The following is a 21,124-nucleotide window of genomic DNA, read 5'->3' on the forward strand; positions in this document are numbered from 1 at the left end:
TCCTGTCAATTAAAACAAATACAGCAAACGGAAATTTGCACCGAGCTGCTTTTTAAAGCCACTTTCCACTTTGGTGTCCGAAATCAACTGTGCACTCAACTGGGTTTTGGCATTCAGCATATGTTGATATTCAAAGCGGGCTTGCTGGGTTTTGGTTTGGGTATTTTGATCAACCCCGTCCAGTTCCTGTTTACCACCATAGGTTGCCGAGTAACCCAGTGCGACACGTTGTTTAGGATTGAAGTCATAACGCAAATTGGCTTGCGTTTGGTAACTGGTATGTTGTTTTAAAGTCTGGCTACCATTGCCTGCCTGATCATTATTGCCATAAAACACGACATCCTGATAAAACTCGGCTGACCAGTTTTTATAAAGTGGTTCAACCCAGCCCAATTGCAGGTCATATTTAAAGCGGTTTTCACCCAAATTGACGCTTTCGTGTTTGTTATATTGACCTACAGGCAAATAAATCAGTGGGGTCAGACCCACATAACGTCCTGAAATGCCTGCCTGTGGTTGATTGATTAACCAAAAGGTTGCGCCAATAATCGGATCGGCAATACCGCTGGCATCATTTAAATGCTGCCCACCAACACGGGTGTTATACACTGTTCCAAATGGCAGTAAAATTTGCGGATCGATAGTGATATTGCCAATTTTGGTAAAATGAATCAGACGCAAAATCCCGATATCCGAATGAGATTTGGCATCAATTTTATCGCCATTAACATAATAACCGTCGGATTCGCCGTGTTGATAATATAACGCTGCAACATCGGTTCCTGCGGGCAACGCACTATAATCGCCTGCGTTGACATCGACTGCATACGCACTGTGAATTGCTGTGAAGCTGGCTGAGAATGCAGCAATTTTTTTAAAATGTGTAAAAAACATTCGTCAAATCCCCTGACTGAAATATTGTCCTTGACTGCGTGTGAACCTTAAACGCGAGTCGCAAGTAGCGATATCGTCCTGATCAATAGCTACCTGTGATACTTATGTTATTTGCAGCAACTGTGCCAATCTTATAATTAGTTATATTTCAGTGATTTATATTTTTAAATTTCAACTTTATGTCCAGATACTGGACAAATTCAAGTGAACACTGTCCAAATACTGGACAGTGTATCCTGCTGATTTTAATGTAAATATTTATAGACTGTGGTTCTGGAAATATTTAGGCGTTTCGCTGTTTTAGACACATTGCCTTGTTCCTGTTGCAGTACTTGCTGAATCAGTTGACGGGTTTGCTGTTCTAAATCAGCTGGGCTTGTAGACACTTGTTCAGCAATTGCAGATGCAGACTGTTCAGGTAAATATAAATGTTCCAGTATCGGCTGTTCGGATAATGCCACCGAAAGTTTTAAGACATGAATCAGCTCACGAATATTGCCATGCCAGTCATATTGCTCAAGTTGCTGCTCGACCTGTACAGACCATTGTTGTACACCTAACTCTTGCAAAATGTGCTGCATTAGAATCAGTTTGTCATTACGTTGTCGTAATGGTAGTAACTGCACTTCATAACCGCGAATACGGTAGTACAAATCACTACGGAATTGCTGCTGTTTGACTTGAGTTGGTAAGTCCTGATTGGTCGCACAAATCAGCTTAAACTTTGATTGAATCGGCTGTCGTCCACCCACCCGATAAAACTGCTGATCTTGCAAAACCCGCAGTACTTTGACCTGTAGATGCATCGGCAAATCACCAATTTCATCGAGAAATAAAAAGCCCTGATCCGCGAGCTCAACCAGCCCTTTTTCGCCTTTGTGCTTAGCTCCTGTAAATGCGCCACCTTCGTAGCCAAACAGTTCTGATTCCAGTAGATTTTCAGGAATCGCACCACAGTTGATTGAAATAAAAGGTAGATTTTCAGGGAATTGCTGGCGAATCTGCTGGGCAAAATGATCTTTACCTGTACCTGTTTCCCCTGTAATCAAAATCGGAATATTGGCACGAATTGCTTTAACTGCTTGTTGTAATTGCTGTTGTTGAAAAATGACTGATTTTCTAATAGCTTGGCGTGGTATGGTTTGAATTTGTGGGCGATGCTGCCGTGCATAAAACAAGGCATGGTCGCAACTTTGAATCAGAAAATCACCCGATTGTTGTATCGTCGGCATCAGGAAAAAATGTTGTAAAGGCTGCCCAAGTACGTCATGAATATCTCGATTGAGCAGCTTAAGCGCCATTTGATTGGCTTTACGAATGATTTGCCGATCATCATATTCCAGCATCGCGCTATAAGCATTGCCAAGCAAATCGGGTGAATGCTGAAAAACCAGTAAATGCTGTTCAGACTGTTGAATCAGGAGCTGATTTTCCAGTTTATAGGTTTGATAGAGTAAATGTCTGAGCCAGTTACTGGCGAGCAGACCTTGTCGGGACGTAATGTCGAGCGCACCTAAAACGCCGCCTTGACCATCAAAAATCGGAACCGAGGCACAGGAATAATCGCTAAATTCATCGAGGTAATGTTGATGACCGACCATAATCAACGGTTGCTGGCAGGACAAACTACAGGTCGGGGCAATCGCGCCAAACACCGCTTCATCGACAATTCGCCCAGTCTGTAAAAAACTATAGCTTTGATGGGCAAAGTCATTGTGCTGCTCGGCAATAATTTTACGTTGCTGATTGATCAGAAAGACACTGATGTCCTGTTGTCCAAAAATTTTCCATGTATCTTGCAAAATCGGCTGTGCCAGTTCTGCCAAGTATTGGTCGCTGTCTGTGAGCGCTGCATGTGGAAAATCATGCAGACTAGACACTTTGGTCAACGGACTTAAACCTGCCTGTCGGGATTTTTGCCAGCCCTGAATAATGGGGGAATCTGCCAAAACGGGATTGGGCAAACTGCCCGTTTCAAAAAAACGATGTTTAATATCCTTCCATGGATAATTTGCGTGTCCGTGCATGTCCTCATCCTATTTAAAAATAAAATAACCCAATCATTCACAGGAACAATTGGGTTCGGCACAGCATGTTATTCCTGTTTGTTCTATACAATAAAACCTTTTAGGCACTGATTAAAGTGTTCAGGCTGCTCAATATTGGAAATATGCGAGGCTGCAATCTCAGCGAGTGTTGCGCCGTGAATTTGCTGTTGCATAAATTGCCCATCGGCAACGGTGGTCACAGGGTCAGCAGAACCCGCAATAATCAGCACTGGAACCTGAATTTTGGCAATTTCATCACGTAAATTGGTATGAGCCAAAGCTTCACAGCACTGTGCATAACCTTCAGCGCTACCTGCGGCCAAATCATTACTTAACTTTTGAATTAAGTCGGGGTTATTTTGTACAAAACCTTCAGTAAACCAGCGAGTTGCAGCCGTTGCAGCAATCGGTTGCAGGCCTTGTATACGTACCAATGCCGCACGCTCTTGCCAAGCTTGCGCTTGTCCGATTTTTGCTGCGGTATTGCACACCACCACTTTTTTAAAGCGTTCTGGAAAATAGCGCGCCAACCACTGACCTGTCAGACCACCCATCGAAATACCACAAAAATACGCAGTCTGAATGTTGAGGTGATCTAGTAAATCAATCACGTCTTGTGCCAGTTCCGCACAGCCAAAAGACTGTGTCGCCGTTGAAGATGCGCCGTGTCCACGCGTATCATAAGCAATAACAAAAAAATCTTTCTGAAAAAATTCAATTTGTGCTTGCCACATGCTGAGATTAGTTCCCAGCGAATTAGAAAATACTAAGGCAGGATTTTTAGCATCACCAAAGGTTTGATAGTTCAGCGTAATCTGCTGTGGAGTCACAAAATTTGGCATTGTTTTATCCTTCTACTCGCTCAATAATCAAAGCAATCCCCTGACCGACACCGATACACATTGAACATAAGGCGTACTTGCCGCCAGTCTGTTCAAGCTGGTTCAAGGCTGTAGTGACTAGACGTGCGCCTGAAGCACCGAGTGGATGACCCAGTGCAATCGCACCACCGTTTGGATTGACTCGGGCATCATCGTCCGCCAGACCTAGGTCACGCGTACATGCTAATGCCTGTGCAGCAAAAGCTTCGTTCAATTCAATCACGTCCATCTGTGCCAAAGTCAGGTTGGCCTGTTTCAGTAATTTCTTGATCGCTGGTGCTGGGGCAAAGCCCATGATGCGCGGTTCAACACCCACCGTTGTAGCTGCAATAATCTTGGCGCGTGCTTTCAGTTCGTATTTTGTGATGGCTTCATCTGACGCAATCAGTAGTGCTGCTGCACCGTCGTTAATACCTGAAGCATTGCCCGCAGTCACCGTCCCTTCAGCTTTCACTACAGGTTTCAGTTTGGTTAAGGTTTCCAATGTGGTTGCACGTGGATGTTCATCGGTATCAACCACGATCGGATCGCCTTTGCGCTGTGGAATCGTCACAGGTACGATTTCGTTGGCAAAGTAGCCTTTGGCTTGTGCAGCGGCAGTACGTTGCTGGCTGGTTAAAGCAAACTTGTCCTGATCTTCACGGCTAATGTGGAACTGTGCTGCCACGTTTTCCGCGGTTTGTGGCATGGTGTCCACGCCATACATTTCTTTGAGTTTCGGATTGATAAAACGCCAGCCCATGGTGGTGTCTTCAATCTTCTGGGTGCGACTGTAAGCCGTTTCGGCTTTGCCCATGACAAATGGTGCACGGCTCATGCTCTCTACACCACCCGCGATAATCAGGTCTGCTTCACCCGCTTTAATGGTGCGTGCCGCCATGGCAATCGCATCTAGCGATGAACCACACAGACGGTTAATGGTCGTTGCTGGCACTTGGTATGGTAAGCCTGCAAGTAAAGATGACATGCGTCCGACATTACGGTTGTCTTCACCCGCTTGGTTGGCACAGCCATAGATCACGTCATCGACCTGTTGCCAGTCCACGCTTGGGTTACGCTGCATCAGGGCTTTGATCGGTAAGGCACCGAGGTCATCGGCACGAACTGAAGCTAGACCACCAGCATAACGGCCAAACGGAGTACGGATGGCATCGACAATATAAGCATTTTTCATTCTTTAATCCTGTCCTGTTACTTCACCTTTTCCCTCTCCTTTCAGGAGAGGGTTAGGGAGAGGTTTTTATCCTTGAGTCGCATCAATCAGTGTTGCACCAGTCATTGCCTGCAGCTCGTCAAAGCTTAAGCCTTCGACTTTCTCCAGCACTTTCAAACCTTCAGGTGTGACATCAATCACACATAAGTCAGTATAGATACGGTCTACACATTTCAGACCTGTCGCAGGATAAGTCAGTTCTGCCACAATCTTTGGTTCACCCTGTTTGGTGACATGATCCGTGGTGATAAAGACTTTCTTGGCACCAACAGCCAAGTCCATTGCACCGCCGACAGCAGGAATGGCATTCGGTGCACCAGTATGCCAGTTGGCCAAATCACCATTGGCTGCAATCTGGAATGCACCAAGAACTGCGATATCAAGGTGACCACCGCGCATCATGGCAAACGAGTCTCCATGATGGAAAAACGCGCCGCCTTTCAACATCGTTACGAATTCTTTACCGGCATTGATTAGTTCAGGATCTTCTTCACCCTCTGCTGGTGGTGGGCCAAATGCCAACAGGCCATTTTCAGAATGAAGGAAAACGTCTTTATCCGCAGGCAGGTAGCTGGCGATCTTGGTTGGTAAGCCAATGCCAAGATTCACATAAGCACCATCAGGAATGTCTTGAGCGACACGTTCAGCGATTTGGTCACGGGTTAGTTTTTTATAGCTCATGTCAGTCTCCTTATGCGGTTGCCAATGGTGAAGCAGGTTCAACCTGAACCACATGCTGCACAAAGATACCTGGGGTAATGATGTGTTCAGGATCTAACTCACCCAGTTCAACCACTTCAGAAACTTGTGCGATGGTGACTTTCGCTGCCATGGCCATGATTGGGCCAAAGTTACGTGCGGATTTGCGGTAAACCAGATTGCCCCAGCGGTCGCCCTGCTGTGCCTTGATCAAGGCGAAATCGGCATGAATCGGGTATTCCAAGACATAGTCCTTGCCATCGATATGACGGGTTTCTTTTCCTTCAGCCAGTAAAGTGCCATAGCCTGTAGGCGTAAACACTGCACCCAAGCCCATACCCGCAGCCTGAATACGGCAAGCGAGGTTGCCTTGTGGCACCAGTTCCAGCTCGATTTTGCCTGCGCGGTACAGTTCGTCAAATACCCAAGAATCCGACTGACGCGGGAAAGAACAGATGACTTTTTTCACAGCGCCTGCTTTGAGCAATTTCGCCAGACCATAGTCACCATTACCCGCATTGTTGCTGACAATAGTCAGGTCTTTGATGCCCAAATCCAGCAAGCCATCAATGAGTTCGGCAGGTTGTCCTGCGGTGCCAAAGCCACCAATCATGATGGTCGAACCATCTTTAATTTGCGACAGCACTTCTGTTATAGAAGCTGAGCTTTTGTCAATCATAATATTTCCTAATCAAACCTTACTGTGCTTGAACTTTAAAGAACGCGTTGTTTTGAAGCTCAAAATGAAATGGGCAAGCATTCCGATACAAATGCCCCAAAACACCGAACTTAAACCAAGAAAATGCATACCTGAAACACTGGCTAAAAATGTGATCACGGCAGATTCACGTTGCTGTTCGTCACGCAGTGCAATGGTTAAGTTGTTGGTAATGGCACTGAGCAATGCCAAACCTGCTAAAGCTGCAATTAACTCTTTGGGAAATAAGCTAAATAACAACACAATACTACTGGCAAACAATCCACCAAGCAGATAGAACAGCCCATTGGCAATACCTGCAATATAGCGGCGCTGCGGCTGTTCATGACAATGTTCACTCATGCAGAGTGATGCAGTAATTGATGCCAAAACAATACTAATGCCACCCGTACATGCAACCAGTAATGAGGCCAGACTGGTCGTGCCAATCACGGTACGCCCAGACACCTCATAATCATGCAGTTTAAACAGCGCCATGCCTGGTAAAAATTGTCCTGTAATACTTACCAAGATAAGGGGTAAAGCAAAATTGAGCGTCGATGCCCATGTCCAGTGTGGGCTAATCCATTCGGGAACAGTCAGTGACAATTGCAAAGCAACTGGATGTAATTTCCCGAGAAATAGACTAAGGAGAATGCCCGTACACAAGACCCATAACATGCTATAACGCGGGTTGTAACGTTTGGCACACAGATACACCACGAGCATGGTAAATACGATGGTTGGCATATGATTGGTGGCTTGAAATACACCTAAACCAAATTGAAATAAAATACCTGCCATCATACCTGCGGCAATACCCGATGGAATCCAGCGCAACATACGATCAAATGAACCACTGACACCAATCAGCAGCATGACGACTGCTGCAGTTATATATGCAGCAACGACTTCATTTAAACTAATATGTGGAAATAACGTCACCAAGAGCGCTGTGCCTGGTGCTGACCATGCTGTAATTACAGGCACTTTGTAACGAATCGACAGGTAAATTCCTGAAATGGCAGCGCCAATCGAAATGCCCCAAATCCATGAACTGAGCATATGTGAATCGATCTGCGCTTGTTGAGCCGCCTGAAAAAATATAACCAGTGGCCCAGAATAAGAAATCAATACAGCCAGAAAACCTGCAATGGTGGCTGAAATTGACCAATCTTGTTTGAGGGACTGGATCAGATTAGACATCGTATGCCTCCATGCTCACGATATTATTCATTCTGAATTTAACCGAGGTCACCACCGCCGACAGGTACAACACTACCTGTAATATATGAAGCTTCATCAGACGCAAGGAAAGTAATCACGTTGACTTGTTCATCAATTGTGCCATAGCGTTTAAGGAACGTACGATCCACAGTTTGATCTACAACTTCTTGCATCCACGCTTTGTCCTGTTCAGACATTGGAGCGCTATTACGTGGTACTTTACGTGGCGGGGCTTCTGTTCCACCTGTTGCCACAGCATTCACGCGAATGCCATCATGAGCATGTTCAAATGCCAAAGATGCAGTTAAACCGTTTACACCACCCTTTGCTGCAGAGTAAGGAATACGGTTAATACCACGCGTTGCTACAGAAGATACGTTTACAATGGCACCAGACTGCTGAGCGATCATGCTCGGCAATACGGCATGGCAACACCATAAGGTTGGAAATAGTGAGCGGCGAATCTCCTTCTCTACTTCTTCAGGTTTGAACTCCTGAAAAGGTTTCATCCAGATTGCGCCACCCACGATATTGAGGAGTACATCCACACGGCCATATTTTTCCAAGGCAGCATGAACAACTTTCTCTGCACCTTCGAACTGTTCCAGATCTGCACGTACCGTGATAGCTTCACCGCCAGCATCAATGACTTCTTTAAGAACGTCTTCGACATACTCGGAAAAATCTGCCATGACAACTTTTCCGCCTTCACTGGCAACGCGTAGAGCTACACCACGACCAATACCTTGTGCCGCACCTGTGACAATAACCACTTTATTGCTGAAACGTTGTTGACTCATCTTTACTTCCTTATCTTGCATGAATGAACCATGTTAAAATTTAGTTCGCAGAGAATTTCTCAAACAAGAAGTTAGCAGGTTTCACCCCTTCTTTATCTAACCAGCCACGCACTGCTTCAACCATTAGCACTGGGCCACAAAGGTAGATATCAACATCACCGCCATTGAGCCATTCATGGTCGACATGTCCAGTCACATAACCTTTACGTTCATGTGCAGATTCTGGGCTAGCAACGACTGTACGGTATTCAAACCATGGGAATTTCGCTTGCATTTCATTCAGGCGCTCGATTGCAACCAAGTCAAAGTCATGGGTTACACCAAACACAAGACGTACAGGTTGTTCAGAACCTTTTTCTTCCAGTACTGAAAGCATAGATAAAAACGGTGCAATCCCTGTACCGCCAGCCAGCATAAGAACTGGACGAGTCACGCTACGCAAATAGAAGCTACCAAATGGACCAGTGAAGGTCATTTTGTCGCCTACTTTTGCAGTTTGGCTAAGGAAACTACTCATTTTGCCATTTGGTACGTTACGAACAACGAAACCTGTTTGACGATCGCCTGGTTTAGAACTGAATGAATAAGAACGAGTTTCAGTTGTGCCAGGGATACCAACATTGACATATTGACCCGCAAGGAAGTTGATGTCTGGTTCTGCTGCATCAAGTTCAATGCCAAAGGTAATCGTAGAGTCAGACAGGTTTTCAACCGAAGTTAGTGTACCTTGATATGTATGAATTTCAGTTTTACATACATCTGAAGTTGCGTGAATCTGGAAAACTGCATCTGATGTAGGGCGGCATTGACAAGCCAGAATATAGCCTTCTGCGGCTTCTTCAGGCGTTAATGCATCTTCAATATAAGTGTCTTCAGGCATGTCATATGAACCTGATTCACAAAACGCTCGGCAGGTCCCGCAAGCACCGTCACGGCAGTCTAGCGGAATATTGATCTTTTGACGGTAAGCAGCATCAGATAGTGTTTCACCATCTGTAACACTGATAAAACGTGTAACGCCATCTTCAAATTGAAGTGCAACATTGTGGTTTGACATGGCTGAATATCCTATATAAAGCTTTAAAACTAGACCTTTCAATCAACTTTCCATTTGATTGAAAGGTTTTTCCTTGCTGTATGAACAGCTTTAGAGATGGTAAATATCGATAACCTGATTAATGTAATCGTTTTTCAACACAACATATTTGTTGACGATTTTTGGTTCATTACCAGAAAAATCAATTACATAACGAGACATACCAAAATAGCTATAGCTAGTTTTGTAACGGAAACTTAAAGTATTCCAGTTAAAACGGACTGTAACTAAATCACCATCTTGTTCCACAATTTCAATATTGCTAATGTTGTGGCTAGTACGCGTATCTGGCATGGTTGCAGATGAGCGTTCTGTTTTGATACGGAACACACGGTCTTCTAAACCTTGACGGTCTGGATAGAAAATCAATGAGATTTCAGACTGTGGGTCTTGGGTTAGCTTGTCATCATCATCCCAAGCTGGCATCCAGAATTGTGCAGTTGGTGCATAACATTGCAACCAGTTATCCCATTGTTCGTCATCTAAAAAACGTGCTTCGCGATAGAGGAACTGAGCAATATTTTCTAGCGTAATCGTGCTCATGCGTTTTCTCCTTCAGTTACAGCCATTTCTTTTTCAGTCGCAATTGCTTTTTTCATGAGTTTTAACCAGTATTCATGTTGAGCAAGGTACAAACCTTCATCTTCAGTTTTGATACCAGAAAGTTTTGGTTTTAGACCAATTTCATTCGCAGCATCATCTGGTCCTTGAACCCAGTGTTTTGCACCACGGCTCATGTCGTTCCATTCAAGGGCGATTCCTGCATAACCTGCTTGGCATGCACGGAATTCTTCCAAGTCATCTGGAGTTGCCATGCCTGACGCATTAAAGAAGTCTTCGTACTGGCGAATGCGGCGTGCACGTGCTTCAGGTGCTTCACCCTTAGGCGCGATACAGTAAATGGTGACTTCAGTCTTATCTACAGACAATGGACGAAGAACACGGATTTGTGAACCGAACTGATCCATGAAGTAAACGTTTGGATACAAGCAAAGGTTACGAGAACGCTCGATCATCCATTTTGCCATTGCAGCGCCATAACGCTCAGTGTATTCGTCTTTTTTCGGGAAGTTTGGACGGTCTTCAGGGTTTGCCCATTGTGTCCAAAGCAACATGTGGCCATTTTCAAAACCGTAAGAGCCACCGCCTTGTTTACCCCAGGCACCAGCGCTCATAGCACGAATGTTATCGCCACCTTGTTTTTCTTTACGTTGCTGTGTAGTTGCAGCATAGTTCCAGTGTACAGCAGACACGTGGTAACCATCGGCACCGTTTTCAGCCGTGAGTTTCCAGTTACCTTCATAGGTATACGTAGACGCACCACGAAGAACTTCAAGACCGTCTTCAGATTGACCGACGATCATGTCAATGATTTTAGTTGCTTCACCCAAGTATTCTTCAAGAGAAGGAACATCAGGGTTCAAGCTACCAAACAAAAAGCCTTTATAACTTTCAAAACGAGCAACTTTTTTCAAGTCATGTGAACCGTCTTGATTAAAGCAGTCTGAATAACCCGCATCGCTTGGGTCTTTAACCTTAAGCAATTTTCCTGAGTTATTGAATGTCCATCCATGAAATGGACAGGTATAAGTGGCTTTATTACCACGTTTATTACGGCAAAGTTGTGCACCACGGTGCGAACAAGCGTTAATCATTGCATTAAGTTCACCATTACGGTTGCGTGCAATAATGATCGGCTGGCGTCCGATATAAGTGGTGTAGAAATCGTTATTATTTGGAATTTGGCTTTCGTGTGCCAAGTATACCCAGTTACCCTCAAAAATATATTTCATTTCAAGGTCAAAAATGTCCTGATCGGTGAAAACAGAACGATGGAGTTTAAATTCACCTGTTTCATAATTTTCAACAAGTAATTCATCGATACGATCTAGGTGACTGGTATTGATTACAGGAATACGTGGCATGTCCGTTCTCCGACTTTCCAAAAGTTAGGAAGTCACCAAAACGCTTGAGTGTAAAAAATTAAGCGTTTTGGTTCCTTAAGATATGGTGAGTTAAGCGCTTGCGCGACGACGTTCAACTTCAGTAGAAGGAGCGCCAGTTTTGTCTTTTTGCAGCACAACATTGAACTGGATGTGTTTGAAAGAACCTTTCAAACCGCGACGTGCAATTTCAGCTTCGTCAGTTACATCAACAGCAGTTGCAACTAGACCTTCACGAGTACCGAATGCAAAGTCATCCCAAAGGTATTTGTCACCTTCGATGTTGAACTGAGTTGTCAATTTACGGTGACCTGGTGCAGAGATGAAATAATGCACGTGTGCAGGACGTTGGCCGTGACGAGAAATCTGGTTCAACACACCTTGTAGTGGGCCTTCAGGGTTCAAGCCATAACCTACTGGCATAGTTGTTTGCGCAGTGTAGTTACCGTTTGCATCAGATAAGATTGTACGACGCAAGTTGAAGTGAGACTGTGACTTGTCGAAGAACGAGTAGTTACCATGGCTGTTTGCATGCCACATTTCAACTTTCGCACCAGGAATGATGTCACCATCAGTATCTGTTACTGTACCGTCGATGATCAAAGTTGCGATTTTACCTTCTTCAGAACCGTCGTCCATACGTGCAAAACCAGTAGATTCAGGTGCACCAGCAACGTATAAAGGGCCTTCAATCGTACGTGGTGTACCACCTGTCAAGCCAGCTTTAGCATCAGCTTCATCTGCACGAAGGTCAAGGAAGTGTTCAAGACCTACCGCAGAACCCATAAGTGCGAGTTCATCAGCTTTAGCGATATCGATCATAGTTTCGATACCTTTCCAAACTTCAGACTGGCTGAGGTCAAGATCTTCGATTGCTTGGAACAAATCAGTAACCAAACGTACAAGAACTTGCTGTACACGTGGATTTACTGGACCTTCAGAAGTGTCCACGTTACATGTTTTAACTATATTTTCAATTGTTTGGCGATCCATATAAATTCTCCTTGAATATGAATACTGGCTAATATTGTGGCAAGCTATTCCTAAAAGCTGGCAAATGTTGCTAACCACATCCTTGTTTAAAAACTAAATTCTGTTCGTGCCTGTATCGACTAGCGATCATCTTCACGAATAGATGACGGGTGACGATTAAGTGCCATCACTTCAACATTCATGTATGGGTACAATGGCAACCCTTGTAAAATCTGGTGCAATTCTTCATTGCTCTCGACATCAAAAATACTGATGTTGGAATACTGCCCTGTAATACGCCAAATATGGCGCCATTTACCTTGACGTTGCAATTCCTGTGAGTAGGCTTTTTCAACAGCTTTGATTTCAGCTGCTTTCTCTACTGGCATATCTAATGGAATATTGACATCCATGCGTACCTGAAAAAGCATATGCGCGACTCCTTTAAACCTTACTTACGACGTAATTGATCAATTTTATCTTCATCCACTTCAATCCCAAGCCCAGGACCTGTTGGAACCTTAAGCTCAAAGTTTTCATATTGCAGTGGAGTTTTGAGAATATCCTGAGTCAGTAGCAATGGCCCAAATAACTCAGTGCCATAGGCAAGCGATTCAAATGTTGAAAAAGCATGTGCTGAAGCAATTGTGCCAATAGGACCTTCCAGCATCGTACCGCCATATAGATCAATACCTGCCAGTTTGGCAATTTTGGCAACCTCACATGCCTCGATCAGACCTGCAGACTGATTAATTTTGACTGCAAAAACATCTGCGCCATGCTGTTTAGCAAGACGGTATGCACTATCTGGTCCAGTTAATGCTTCATCCGCCATAATCGCAACATCGAAACGCTGGGTTAAACGAGCAAGTGCATTCGTGTTTTCAATTGCACAAGGCTGTTCGATTAAATCAATGCCGCCATCTTGTAACTGTTGAATTCCTTTAATGCATTCAATTTCAGACCAAGCACGATTGACGTCTACACGAATACTAATGCTATCACCAAGCGCTTTTTTAATCGCAATAACGTGATCAACATCTTGTTGTAATTTGTTTGCACCAATTTTTAGCTTGAATGCATTGTGACGTTTAATCTCAATGAGTTGCTGCGCTTCAGCAATATCTTTCGCAGTATCACCAGAAGCTAAAGTCCAAAGCACAGGTAAGGCATCACGTAAACGACCACCAAGTAATTCGCTGACTGGAACACCTAAGCGCTTACCCTGAATATCAAGCAAAGCTGTTTGAATCGCACATTTCGCAAAACGGTTACCATTAATGCTCTTACGAATCATTTTTAATGTTTGAGCAATATTCAAACCTTTAACTGATTTCAATAAAGGTGCGAAATAAGTTTCAACATTTGTTTTTACACTTTCTGGGCTTTCTTCACCATAATTCAAACCGCCAATAGTGGTTGCCTCACCCCAGCCAATAAAACCATCGTCTGTTGTAATTTTTACCAATACCAATGTTTGTGTACTCATCGTTGCAACAGAGAGCTTATGTGCACGAATTGTTGGTATATCAATCAGAATTGTTTCAATGGATTTATACATGGTCTTTAGTGTCCAAAACATTCTTGCTTGTGTATACTTTAAATGAATGATTAATTTATGTGAAAGACTGTTTTTGCATTTTTATATATCTTTTAGGTATGGAGTAAGGGTATGGAATTACGTCATCTGCGCTATTTTGTGGCGGTGGTAGAGGAACAAAGCTTCACAAAAGCAGCTGAACGATTGTTCATTGCTCAACCTCCCCTTAGTCGGCAAATTCAGAATTTAGAGCAAGAGCTTGGAATTCAGTTATTTGAACGGGGAAGCCGCCCTTTAAAAACAACACCCGCAGGGCAATTCTTTTATCAGCATGCCATTAAACTTTTGTCGAATGCAGAACAAATGGTATCGATGACTCAGCGCATTAATGCTGTACAGACCACCATTCGTATTGGTTTTGTCAGCTCATTATTATTTGGTTTATTACCTAGAATTATTTATTTATATCGACAAAAGCATCCTGAGTTAAAAATCGAGCTGATTGAAATGGGTACGCAAACACAAATTGAGGCATTAAAAGATGGGCGAATCGATGTTGGTTTTGGGCGCCTTAAAATTAGTGATCCTGCAATTAAACGTGTTTTATTACGCAATGAAAAACTGACTGTCGCAGTACACGCCAGTCACCCACTCAACCAGCATAAAGATAAAGGGGTTCATTTAGCGGATTTAGTGGATGAAAATATTTTACTTTACCCGTCTACTGCCAAACCAAATTTTTCAACACATGTGCTTTCTATTTTTTCAGAGCATGGTTTAGAGCCGCAAAAATTAACAGAAGCTCGTGAAATTCAACTGGCTTTAGGGTTAGTGGCTGCAGGTGAAGGCGTTTGTATTGTGCCTGAGAGCACAGATAGTATTCAGTTGGCTCAGTTGAATTACTTACCATTAATTGATCCAAATGCTTTAAGTCCTATATTTTTAGCTATTCGTAATATGGAAGATAGTAATTATATTTATACTTTGTTTGAAACAATTCGGCGTATTTATGATTATGAAGGGTTTCTCTATGATGATTATATTGATTTTAAGAATTTTTAATTTGCTTAGGCTATTTTAATCAAAAAATATTTTATGATTGCTAATTTTTAAAAGATCGTAGCACAGAGGCTTCTTATAATATGCTCTTTTATAAGAGCTTTTGTGCTGCTCCATTAAGTTGTTAGCTACATGATATAAAATGAGTTTTCATAGTAAATAGACTTTTTCCATAATTGTTTATGTTCTTTTTTATATTGAGAGATAAAGTAAATTTATAAAAATATTGAATGCATATTTATAATTTTTTAGCTGGAATATTTAAAATTAGGTGCTTTATTTTTTATCAGCCTACTTAGGCTATTTTAATGATTAACGTAATAAACCTTGTGGTTGTAATATGATGATTGCAGCGCCGACAAGTACAATGATCCCACCCAAAACATCCCAACGGGTTAAGGCCACTTGATCAACAAACCATAACCAGAGCAAGGCCGTAAAAATATAAACCCCACCATATGCTGCATAAATTTTACCTGAAGCGGCAGGATGCAATGTCAGTAACCAAACAAATAACATCAGGCTGATTGCCGTTGGCAGCCAGAGCCATGCACTCCTCCCCTGATTCAAAATTAAATAAGGGAAATAACATCCAAGTAGTTCAGCAATTGCTGTAATAAGAAATAACCCAAATACACGAAGTATTTGGGTTATAGGTAAAATTTCATTCATAAATAATTATGCAGGTTCTGCAGTTTGGTCTTCAAATACAGTAAGTTGTAGACCAACATCCTTCCCATTCTCTTTTTTAACAGTCACAGCAACATTGCCACCATATTCGGCTAATTCACCAAATAAAATCATTTCTGCCAATGGTTTTTTCAAGTGTTCTTGGATAAGACGCTGCATTGGACGAGCCCCCATGAGGCGATCATAACCATTGACTGCCAACCAATCACGTGCGCTTTGATCCACTTCAAGCACCACTCTTTTATCATCAAGCTGTGCTTGCAATTCAGTTAAGAATTTATCAACCACAGATTCGATTACCACTGGAGGCAAGGCTTTAAATTGAATCACACTGTCTAAACGGTTACGGAACTCAGGTGAGAATGCTCGTTTCATTGCTTCCTGATTGTCATTACTGTTGTCTTGTTCTGTAAAACCAATGCTGCTTCTAGATATACTCTCTGCACCAATATTGGTAGTAAGAACTAAAATAACATTACGGAAATCAGATCTACGACCGTTATTATCGGTTAATGAACCATGATCCATAATTTGCAACAACAAGTTATAAACGTCAGGATGTGCTTTCTCAATTTCATCAAGCAGTAACACACAGTGCGGATTTTTATGAATTGCGTCTGTGAGCAATCCACCTTGATCAAAACCGACATAACCAGGAGGCGCACCAATTAAACGAGAGACTGCATGACGCTCCATGTACTCAGACATATCAAAACGTACTAGCTCTACACCTAAGATTTTTGCCAATTGTTTGGTGACTTCGGTTTTACCCACCCCTGTTGGACCTGCAAATACAAAACTTCCCACAGGTTTATCTGGTGATTTCAAACCAGCGCGTGACAGTTTAATCGCAGAAGCCAAGGCAGTAATTGCTTCATCCTGACCAAAAACTACACGTTTCAAATCACGTTCAAGATTTTCCAGAACAGTTTTATCGTCTTTTGATACTGTTTTTGGTGGAATACGAGCAATTTTAGCAACAACATCTTCAATGTTTTCAACCGTAATCAGATTGTTATCTTCTTTTGGTTTTAAACGACGCTGTGCCCCTGCCTCATCGATGACATCAATGGCTTTATCTGGCAAGAAACGGTCTGTAATGAATTTCGCTGCGAGTTCAACGGCTGAAACAAGCGCTTTATCATCATATTCCACATGATGAAATTCTTCGAATTTACTTTTCAACCCACGAAGAATATCAATGGTTTCTGAAATACTTGGTTCATTGACATCAACTTTTTGAAAACGACGAGATAAAGCATGATCTTTTTCAAATACCTGACGGTATTCTTGGAATGTGGTTGAACCAATGCAACGCAATGTACCATTTGCTAATGCAGGCTTAATCAAATTTGATGCATCCATCGTGCTGCCCATGCTTGAGCCAGCACCAATAATCATATGAATTTCATCAATAAATAAAATTGCATTTGGATTTTTTTTCAACGCAGTCAATAATTGTTTCAAGCGTTTTTCAAAATCACCACGATACTTGGTTCCTGCAACCAATGCACCAATATCCAGACTATAAACTTCAGCTTTACTCAGTGGTTGTGGTGCTTTTCCATTCACAATCAGCCAAGCCAATCCTTCGGCAATTGAGGTTTTACCTACGCCTGGATCACCCACAAGAAGCGGGTTGTTTTTGCGGCGGCGGCAAAGAATCTGTGCAGTACGTTCAATTTCTTTTTCACGACCAATGAGCGGGTCAGTTTTACCTTTGGCAGCTTCAACATTTAAATTGGTTGTGTATTGTTCTAGTGGACCTGCTGCTGTGTTGGTGGTTTCACCTTCAAGATCATCAGATTCTTCTTCAACCTGAATTTCTTCTTTACGTGAACCATGAGAAAGATATTGAGTCAAAGTTAAACGATTAATTTGATGACGTTTTAATAAATAAACAGCAAAAGTATCTCGTTCAGAATACATGGCAACAAGGACATCTGCACCCTCTACAGTACGGTCTCCGCCGCTAGATTGCACATGGAAAATCGCACGTTGCAAAATACGATCAAAACTTTCAGTTGGATGTGGTGCTTGCTCGCTATTTTCGCCAAGTTTTGGCGTATGCTGTTCAACATATTCTTCTAACTCTTTGCGCAACGTAACAACATCTGCACCACATGCTTTTAAGGCATTGACCGCAGAATCATTGTCGAGCAATGCAAGGAGTAAATGTTCAACCGTCAAAAACTCATGTCTCTTTTGCCGAGCCATGCTTACAGCTAAACGCAATGATACTTCTAATTGGCGACTGAGCATGTTGACCCCCTTATTATGATTTTGGCTCAATCTGGCAAAGTAATGGATGACCTTGTGACCGAGCGTAATTATTTACCTGATTTGCTTTTGTCTCAGCAATATCTCGAGGATAGGTGCCAGCGACACCTTTCCCCTCATAATGTACAGTTAGCATTACTTGAGTGGCTTGGTCAAGATTCATTGCAAAGAATTCTTGTAAAATTTCAATAACAAAGTCCATAGGTGTGTAATCATCATTCAACAACACCACAGCATACAATGGAGGACGCTTTAGTTCGGGCGGAGCCGTTTTGACAGCGAGGTCAGAATCAGGGTGTTCTTCAGACTGATCATGCAAAGACGGGTTGAAATGCCAATCAACATATCCTGATTGCTGAAAGGTCATTTTGACATCATTTAAACAAATTTTTCGTTTCATATTTGCTGTAATATCTAATTTCATGGTTATTCTGCTCGAGCTTCGGCTTGTGGGACTTCGGAAACGAAAGCTGATGCATTTTTCACTTCTTCTCCGCGTAACCAGCTAAAGCGTTTAATTTCCGACACCGCACCATTTAAATGAATTTCAATATATTGTGGCACAAAGTCTTTTGGCATCGTCCAACGCCCTGTAAGGCGTTCAAAGTCCATAAAGTTGAATTGGCTGTCTTCCATAGGTACAGTCAACACCTCAGTACCACGAATCAGACGAATTTCAACTGAGCCAACTGCACGGCTGTTATTTGGACTGACTTGTGCCAAATCAAGCTGATATTCATAGGCATTTTCAGGCAATGGCTTAATACTTAAATTTTGGATGCTTAAACTTAAACCGCCACGTTGACGTAAAACATCGCGATAAATTTTACTTTGTGATTGTGCAATCGATAAATCATCTCTGGTCTTTTTCAAAACTGCCGTCAAGTCATTGGTATTGCTCACAGCAATATCACGTTCCTGAACCGCCATGTTATAACTTTTATTGAGATTACTCAGATTGTCTTTTTGCTTTTGTACGATCCTGACCAACTCCTGAGCGTCAGCATCGTAACCAACCACTGACAAACCTTGTCGATGCCCTACAGAATACCCCAGTATTGTTCCGCCACATAGCAGCACAATACCAGCCAATATCAAAAATTTATTGGATTGTAGAAAAGGAGTTTTTGGCTCAGAGTATGAATCTAAAGGATTATTCGATTTTGTAGTTTGATCTGTCATCTCGAACGCTCAATTTTTTACTGTGCCATCACAATAATGGCACTTCTTTTTGCTTTAAAAAAATTATGGTAATAAACCAATACCTGCCAAGCCTTCATCTTCTGCAAAACCGAACATAATGTTCATATTTTGCACGGCTTGCCCTGCTGCACCTTTCACCAAGTTATCTTGCGCAGACAGCACGATCAGCTTGTTTGGATGAGGTTTATGCAAAGCAATACGCAACTGGTTTGCACCACGCACACTACGCGTTTCTGGTGAACTACCTGCTGGCATCACATCCACAAATGGCTCGTTGGCATAAAACTGCTCGTACAAGGCTTGTAAATCCGTCTGAGCGCCTGCTTCAGTCAAGTCCACATAAATGGTGCTTAACATGCCGCGAATCATTGGCACTAAGTGCGGAATAAAAATCACTTGTTCAAATACGCCAGTTTTACCCGAAATATTTTCAAGTGCTTCAACAATTTCAGGATGATGGCGATGCCCTGCAACCCCATACGCCTTGAAGTTATCGGCATTTTCTGAGTAGATCATGCCAAGGCTGGCTTTACGACCTGCACCTGAAACACCCGATTTAGCATCAATGATAATACTTTCAGGTTTAATGAGGTTTTGTGCTGCTTTTAACACAGGCGCCAAACCCAACTGTACAGTTGTTGGATAACAACCTGGGTTACCAATCACGTTGGCTTGTTTGATTTTGTCGCGATTTAACTCAGATAAACCATAAACCGAGTCTTTTAATAACTCAGGGCAAGCATGCTGCATGCCATACCATTTCTCAAATTGTTCAAGGTTTTGTAAGCGGAAATCAGCGGCCAAATCAATCACTTTGGTATTTGCTTCAGTCAGTGCTTGAGCATGTTGCATGGCAACCCCATGCGGTGTCGCAAAAAACACCACATCACACTGTTTCAGCACATTAATATCTAAATCAGAAAATTCTAGATCGGTATGCCCGCGTAAATTCGGAAACATATCGGCAACACGTTTACCAGCTTCAGTCCGTGAAGTGAGAACTTGCACTTGAGCTTGCGTATGTCGAAGTAAAATACGCAAAAGTTCAACACCTGTATAACCCGTGCCACCCACAATACCCACTGAAATCACTTTGTGTTACCTCATGCTGTACTTTAAAAAAATAGGTCTAGTATGACAGGAAGATTGGCTTTTCTAAACCTATTTCATAATCAACTGGATAGATTTTTCAAGCCTTGAATCAAAATCGCTTTAACTAAGCCACCAATTTGACCACTGAAATTTTTTCAATATCTGCCGATGTTGCTGAAAATTGGCATCGTGTCGAGCAACTTCCTGCCAAAATTCAGCACTATGGTTAAAATGGCGTGTATGCGCAAGCTCATGCACACAGACATAGCGAATAATTTCTTTGGGTAATAAAACTAGCGCAGCATTCAGCATAATTTTGTGCTGAGTACTACAACTTCCCCAACGCGACTTGGCAAAACGTATCTGATAAGACTGGTAAGGCAAGCCAATCTGCTGGCTTACATCTTCAAGAAATTCTGGTAACGTATTTTTGGCATGGGCGATCACAAAACTCTTCAAAGCTTTAGCAGACTGTTGCTGATGTAAATAAACACAGCTATTTTCAGGCTCAAAGACAAAGTTTTGTTGCTGTAAGCGAGGTACAATTGCCAGTTGAGGAAAGTTAAACAAATCTAAATATTCAGGAAAATCACTAATTTTTTGTTGTTGGATTTTTTGCCAAGTGTCTTCTAGCCAAAGCTGTGAATCTTCTAAGAATTGTTGAACCTGTTTTTGTTTGCAACACAATGGAACTGTTAAGCGAATCTCATGCGTGTAGACACGCAAGCGCAACTGAGTTGCTCTTGCGTGACGTACAATTTTAATTTCAGGCAGTGCAACCTGCGACATA

21 protein-coding genes are annotated in these 21,124 nt (G+C 42.5%); 1 reads left to right on the forward strand and 20 read right to left on the reverse strand.

Translation table 11 applies throughout. The annotated features are described in order from the left end of the window. Positions 1-9: 9 nt before the first annotated feature. The 14 genes from F975_RS08260 to F975_RS08325 all read right to left on the reverse strand — a co-directional run bounded on the left by F975_RS08260 (position 10) and on the right by F975_RS08325 (position 14,031). Positions 10-894: a transporter gene (locus tag F975_RS08260; RefSeq protein WP_004752204.1), complete on the reverse strand. Its 885-nt coding sequence runs from the start codon at positions 892-894 to the stop codon at positions 10-12. Positions 895-1,139: 245 nt separating this feature from the next. Continuing rightward, positions 1,140-2,921 carry a sigma-54-dependent Fis family transcriptional regulator gene (locus tag F975_RS08265; protein ID WP_004752206.1) on the reverse strand — a complete coding sequence of 594 codons (1,782 nt, stop codon included), beginning with the start codon at positions 2,919-2,921 and terminating at the stop codon, positions 1,140-1,142. Positions 2,922-3,004: 83 nt separating this feature from the next. Beyond that, the gene (gene pcaD / locus F975_RS08270; RefSeq protein ID WP_004752209.1) at positions 3,005-3,784 is read right to left on the reverse strand and encodes a 3-oxoadipate enol-lactonase; all 780 of its coding nucleotides are present in this window, start codon (positions 3,782-3,784) and stop codon (positions 3,005-3,007) included. A 4-nt stretch (positions 3,785-3,788) separates the two neighbouring features. Then, positions 3,789-4,997 (reverse strand): 3-oxoadipyl-CoA thiolase, encoded by a 1,209-nt coding sequence (gene pcaF / locus F975_RS08275; RefSeq protein WP_004752212.1) that lies wholly within the window; start codon positions 4,995-4,997, stop codon positions 3,789-3,791. 66 nt (positions 4,998-5,063) lie between these two features. Further along, complete coding sequence (locus tag F975_RS08280; protein WP_004750828.1) at positions 5,064-5,717, reverse strand: 3-oxoacid CoA-transferase subunit B; 654 nt, start codon at positions 5,715-5,717, stop codon at positions 5,064-5,066. Positions 5,718-5,727: 10 nt separating this feature from the next. Next, positions 5,728-6,414, reverse strand: coding sequence for a 3-oxoacid CoA-transferase subunit A (locus F975_RS08285; RefSeq protein ID WP_004752213.1), 687 nt, complete (start codon positions 6,412-6,414; stop codon positions 5,728-5,730). Positions 6,415-6,426: 12 nt separating this feature from the next. Continuing rightward, positions 6,427-7,638, reverse strand: coding sequence for a benzoate/H(+) symporter BenE family transporter (locus F975_RS08290; protein WP_004752216.1), 1,212 nt, complete (start codon positions 7,636-7,638; stop codon positions 6,427-6,429). A 38-nt stretch (positions 7,639-7,676) separates the two neighbouring features. Further along, positions 7,677-8,459 carry a 1,6-dihydroxycyclohexa-2,4-diene-1-carboxylate dehydrogenase gene (locus F975_RS08295; RefSeq protein ID WP_004752217.1) on the reverse strand — a complete coding sequence of 261 codons (783 nt, stop codon included), beginning with the start codon at positions 8,457-8,459 and terminating at the stop codon, positions 7,677-7,679. 40 nt (positions 8,460-8,499) lie between these two features. After that, a complete protein-coding gene (gene benC / locus F975_RS08300; protein WP_004752219.1) occupies positions 8,500-9,516 on the reverse strand; it encodes a benzoate 1,2-dioxygenase electron transfer component BenC in 1,017 nt (338 codons plus the stop codon). 90 nt (positions 9,517-9,606) lie between these two features. After that, positions 9,607-10,098 (reverse strand): benzoate 1,2-dioxygenase small subunit, encoded by a 492-nt coding sequence (benB, locus tag F975_RS08305; protein WP_004752221.1) that lies wholly within the window; start codon positions 10,096-10,098, stop codon positions 9,607-9,609. Beyond that, on the reverse strand, positions 10,095-11,480 hold the full coding sequence (benA, locus tag F975_RS08310; RefSeq protein WP_004752223.1) for a benzoate 1,2-dioxygenase large subunit: 1,386 nt from the start codon (positions 11,478-11,480) through the stop codon (positions 10,095-10,097). Before benA ends, benB begins: the two co-directional genes overlap by 4 nt. A 90-nt stretch (positions 11,481-11,570) precedes the next feature. Further along, a complete protein-coding gene (gene catA, locus F975_RS08315; protein WP_004752225.1) occupies positions 11,571-12,491 on the reverse strand; it encodes a catechol 1,2-dioxygenase in 921 nt (306 codons plus the stop codon). 119 nt (positions 12,492-12,610) lie between these two features. Continuing rightward, positions 12,611-12,901, reverse strand: a complete 291-nt coding sequence (gene catC, locus F975_RS08320) for a muconolactone Delta-isomerase (RefSeq protein WP_004752227.1) — start codon at positions 12,899-12,901, stop codon at positions 12,611-12,613. Positions 12,902-12,921: 20 nt separating this feature from the next. Further along, positions 12,922-14,031: a muconate/chloromuconate family cycloisomerase gene (locus F975_RS08325; RefSeq protein ID WP_004752229.1), complete on the reverse strand. Its 1,110-nt coding sequence runs from the start codon at positions 14,029-14,031 to the stop codon at positions 12,922-12,924. Positions 14,032-14,142: 111 nt separating this feature from the next. Between F975_RS08325 and F975_RS08330 the strand changes: the two genes are divergently transcribed. Further along, complete coding sequence (locus tag F975_RS08330; protein WP_004752231.1) at positions 14,143-15,072, forward strand: LysR family transcriptional regulator; 930 nt, start codon at positions 14,143-14,145, stop codon at positions 15,070-15,072. Positions 15,073-15,381: 309 nt separating this feature from the next. Here F975_RS08330 and F975_RS08335 read toward each other — a convergent pair whose 3' ends face one another. The 6 genes from F975_RS08335 to F975_RS08360 all read right to left on the reverse strand — a co-directional run bounded on the left by F975_RS08335 (position 15,382) and on the right by F975_RS08360 (position 21,123). After that, the gene (locus F975_RS08335) at positions 15,382-15,741 is read right to left on the reverse strand and encodes a YnfA family protein (protein ID WP_004752233.1); all 360 of its coding nucleotides are present in this window, start codon (positions 15,739-15,741) and stop codon (positions 15,382-15,384) included. A 6-nt stretch (positions 15,742-15,747) separates the two neighbouring features. Then, positions 15,748-18,021 carry an ATP-dependent Clp protease ATP-binding subunit ClpA gene (clpA, locus tag F975_RS08340; protein ID WP_004752235.1) on the reverse strand — a complete coding sequence of 758 codons (2,274 nt, stop codon included), beginning with the start codon at positions 18,019-18,021 and terminating at the stop codon, positions 15,748-15,750. Between the two features lie 13 nt (positions 18,022-18,034). Further along, complete coding sequence (gene clpS, locus F975_RS08345; protein WP_155757307.1) at positions 18,035-18,439, reverse strand: ATP-dependent Clp protease adapter ClpS; 405 nt, start codon at positions 18,437-18,439, stop codon at positions 18,035-18,037. A gap of 26 nt (positions 18,440-18,465) precedes the next feature. Continuing rightward, a complete protein-coding gene (locus tag F975_RS08350) occupies positions 18,466-19,221 on the reverse strand; it encodes a DUF6776 family protein (protein WP_004752239.1) in 756 nt (251 codons plus the stop codon). Between the two features lie 63 nt (positions 19,222-19,284). Then, the gene (gene argC / locus F975_RS08355) at positions 19,285-20,334 is read right to left on the reverse strand and encodes an N-acetyl-gamma-glutamyl-phosphate reductase (RefSeq protein ID WP_004752241.1); all 1,050 of its coding nucleotides are present in this window, start codon (positions 20,332-20,334) and stop codon (positions 19,285-19,287) included. Positions 20,335-20,454: 120 nt separating this feature from the next. Continuing rightward, positions 20,455-21,123 (reverse strand): M48 family metallopeptidase, encoded by a 669-nt coding sequence (locus F975_RS08360; RefSeq protein WP_004752243.1) that lies wholly within the window; start codon positions 21,121-21,123, stop codon positions 20,455-20,457. Between the last annotated feature and the right edge of the window lies 1 nt (position 21,124).

This window comes from Acinetobacter brisouisimilis, from assembly GCF_000368265.1.
GTDB lineage: Bacteria > Pseudomonadota > Gammaproteobacteria > Pseudomonadales > Moraxellaceae > Acinetobacter.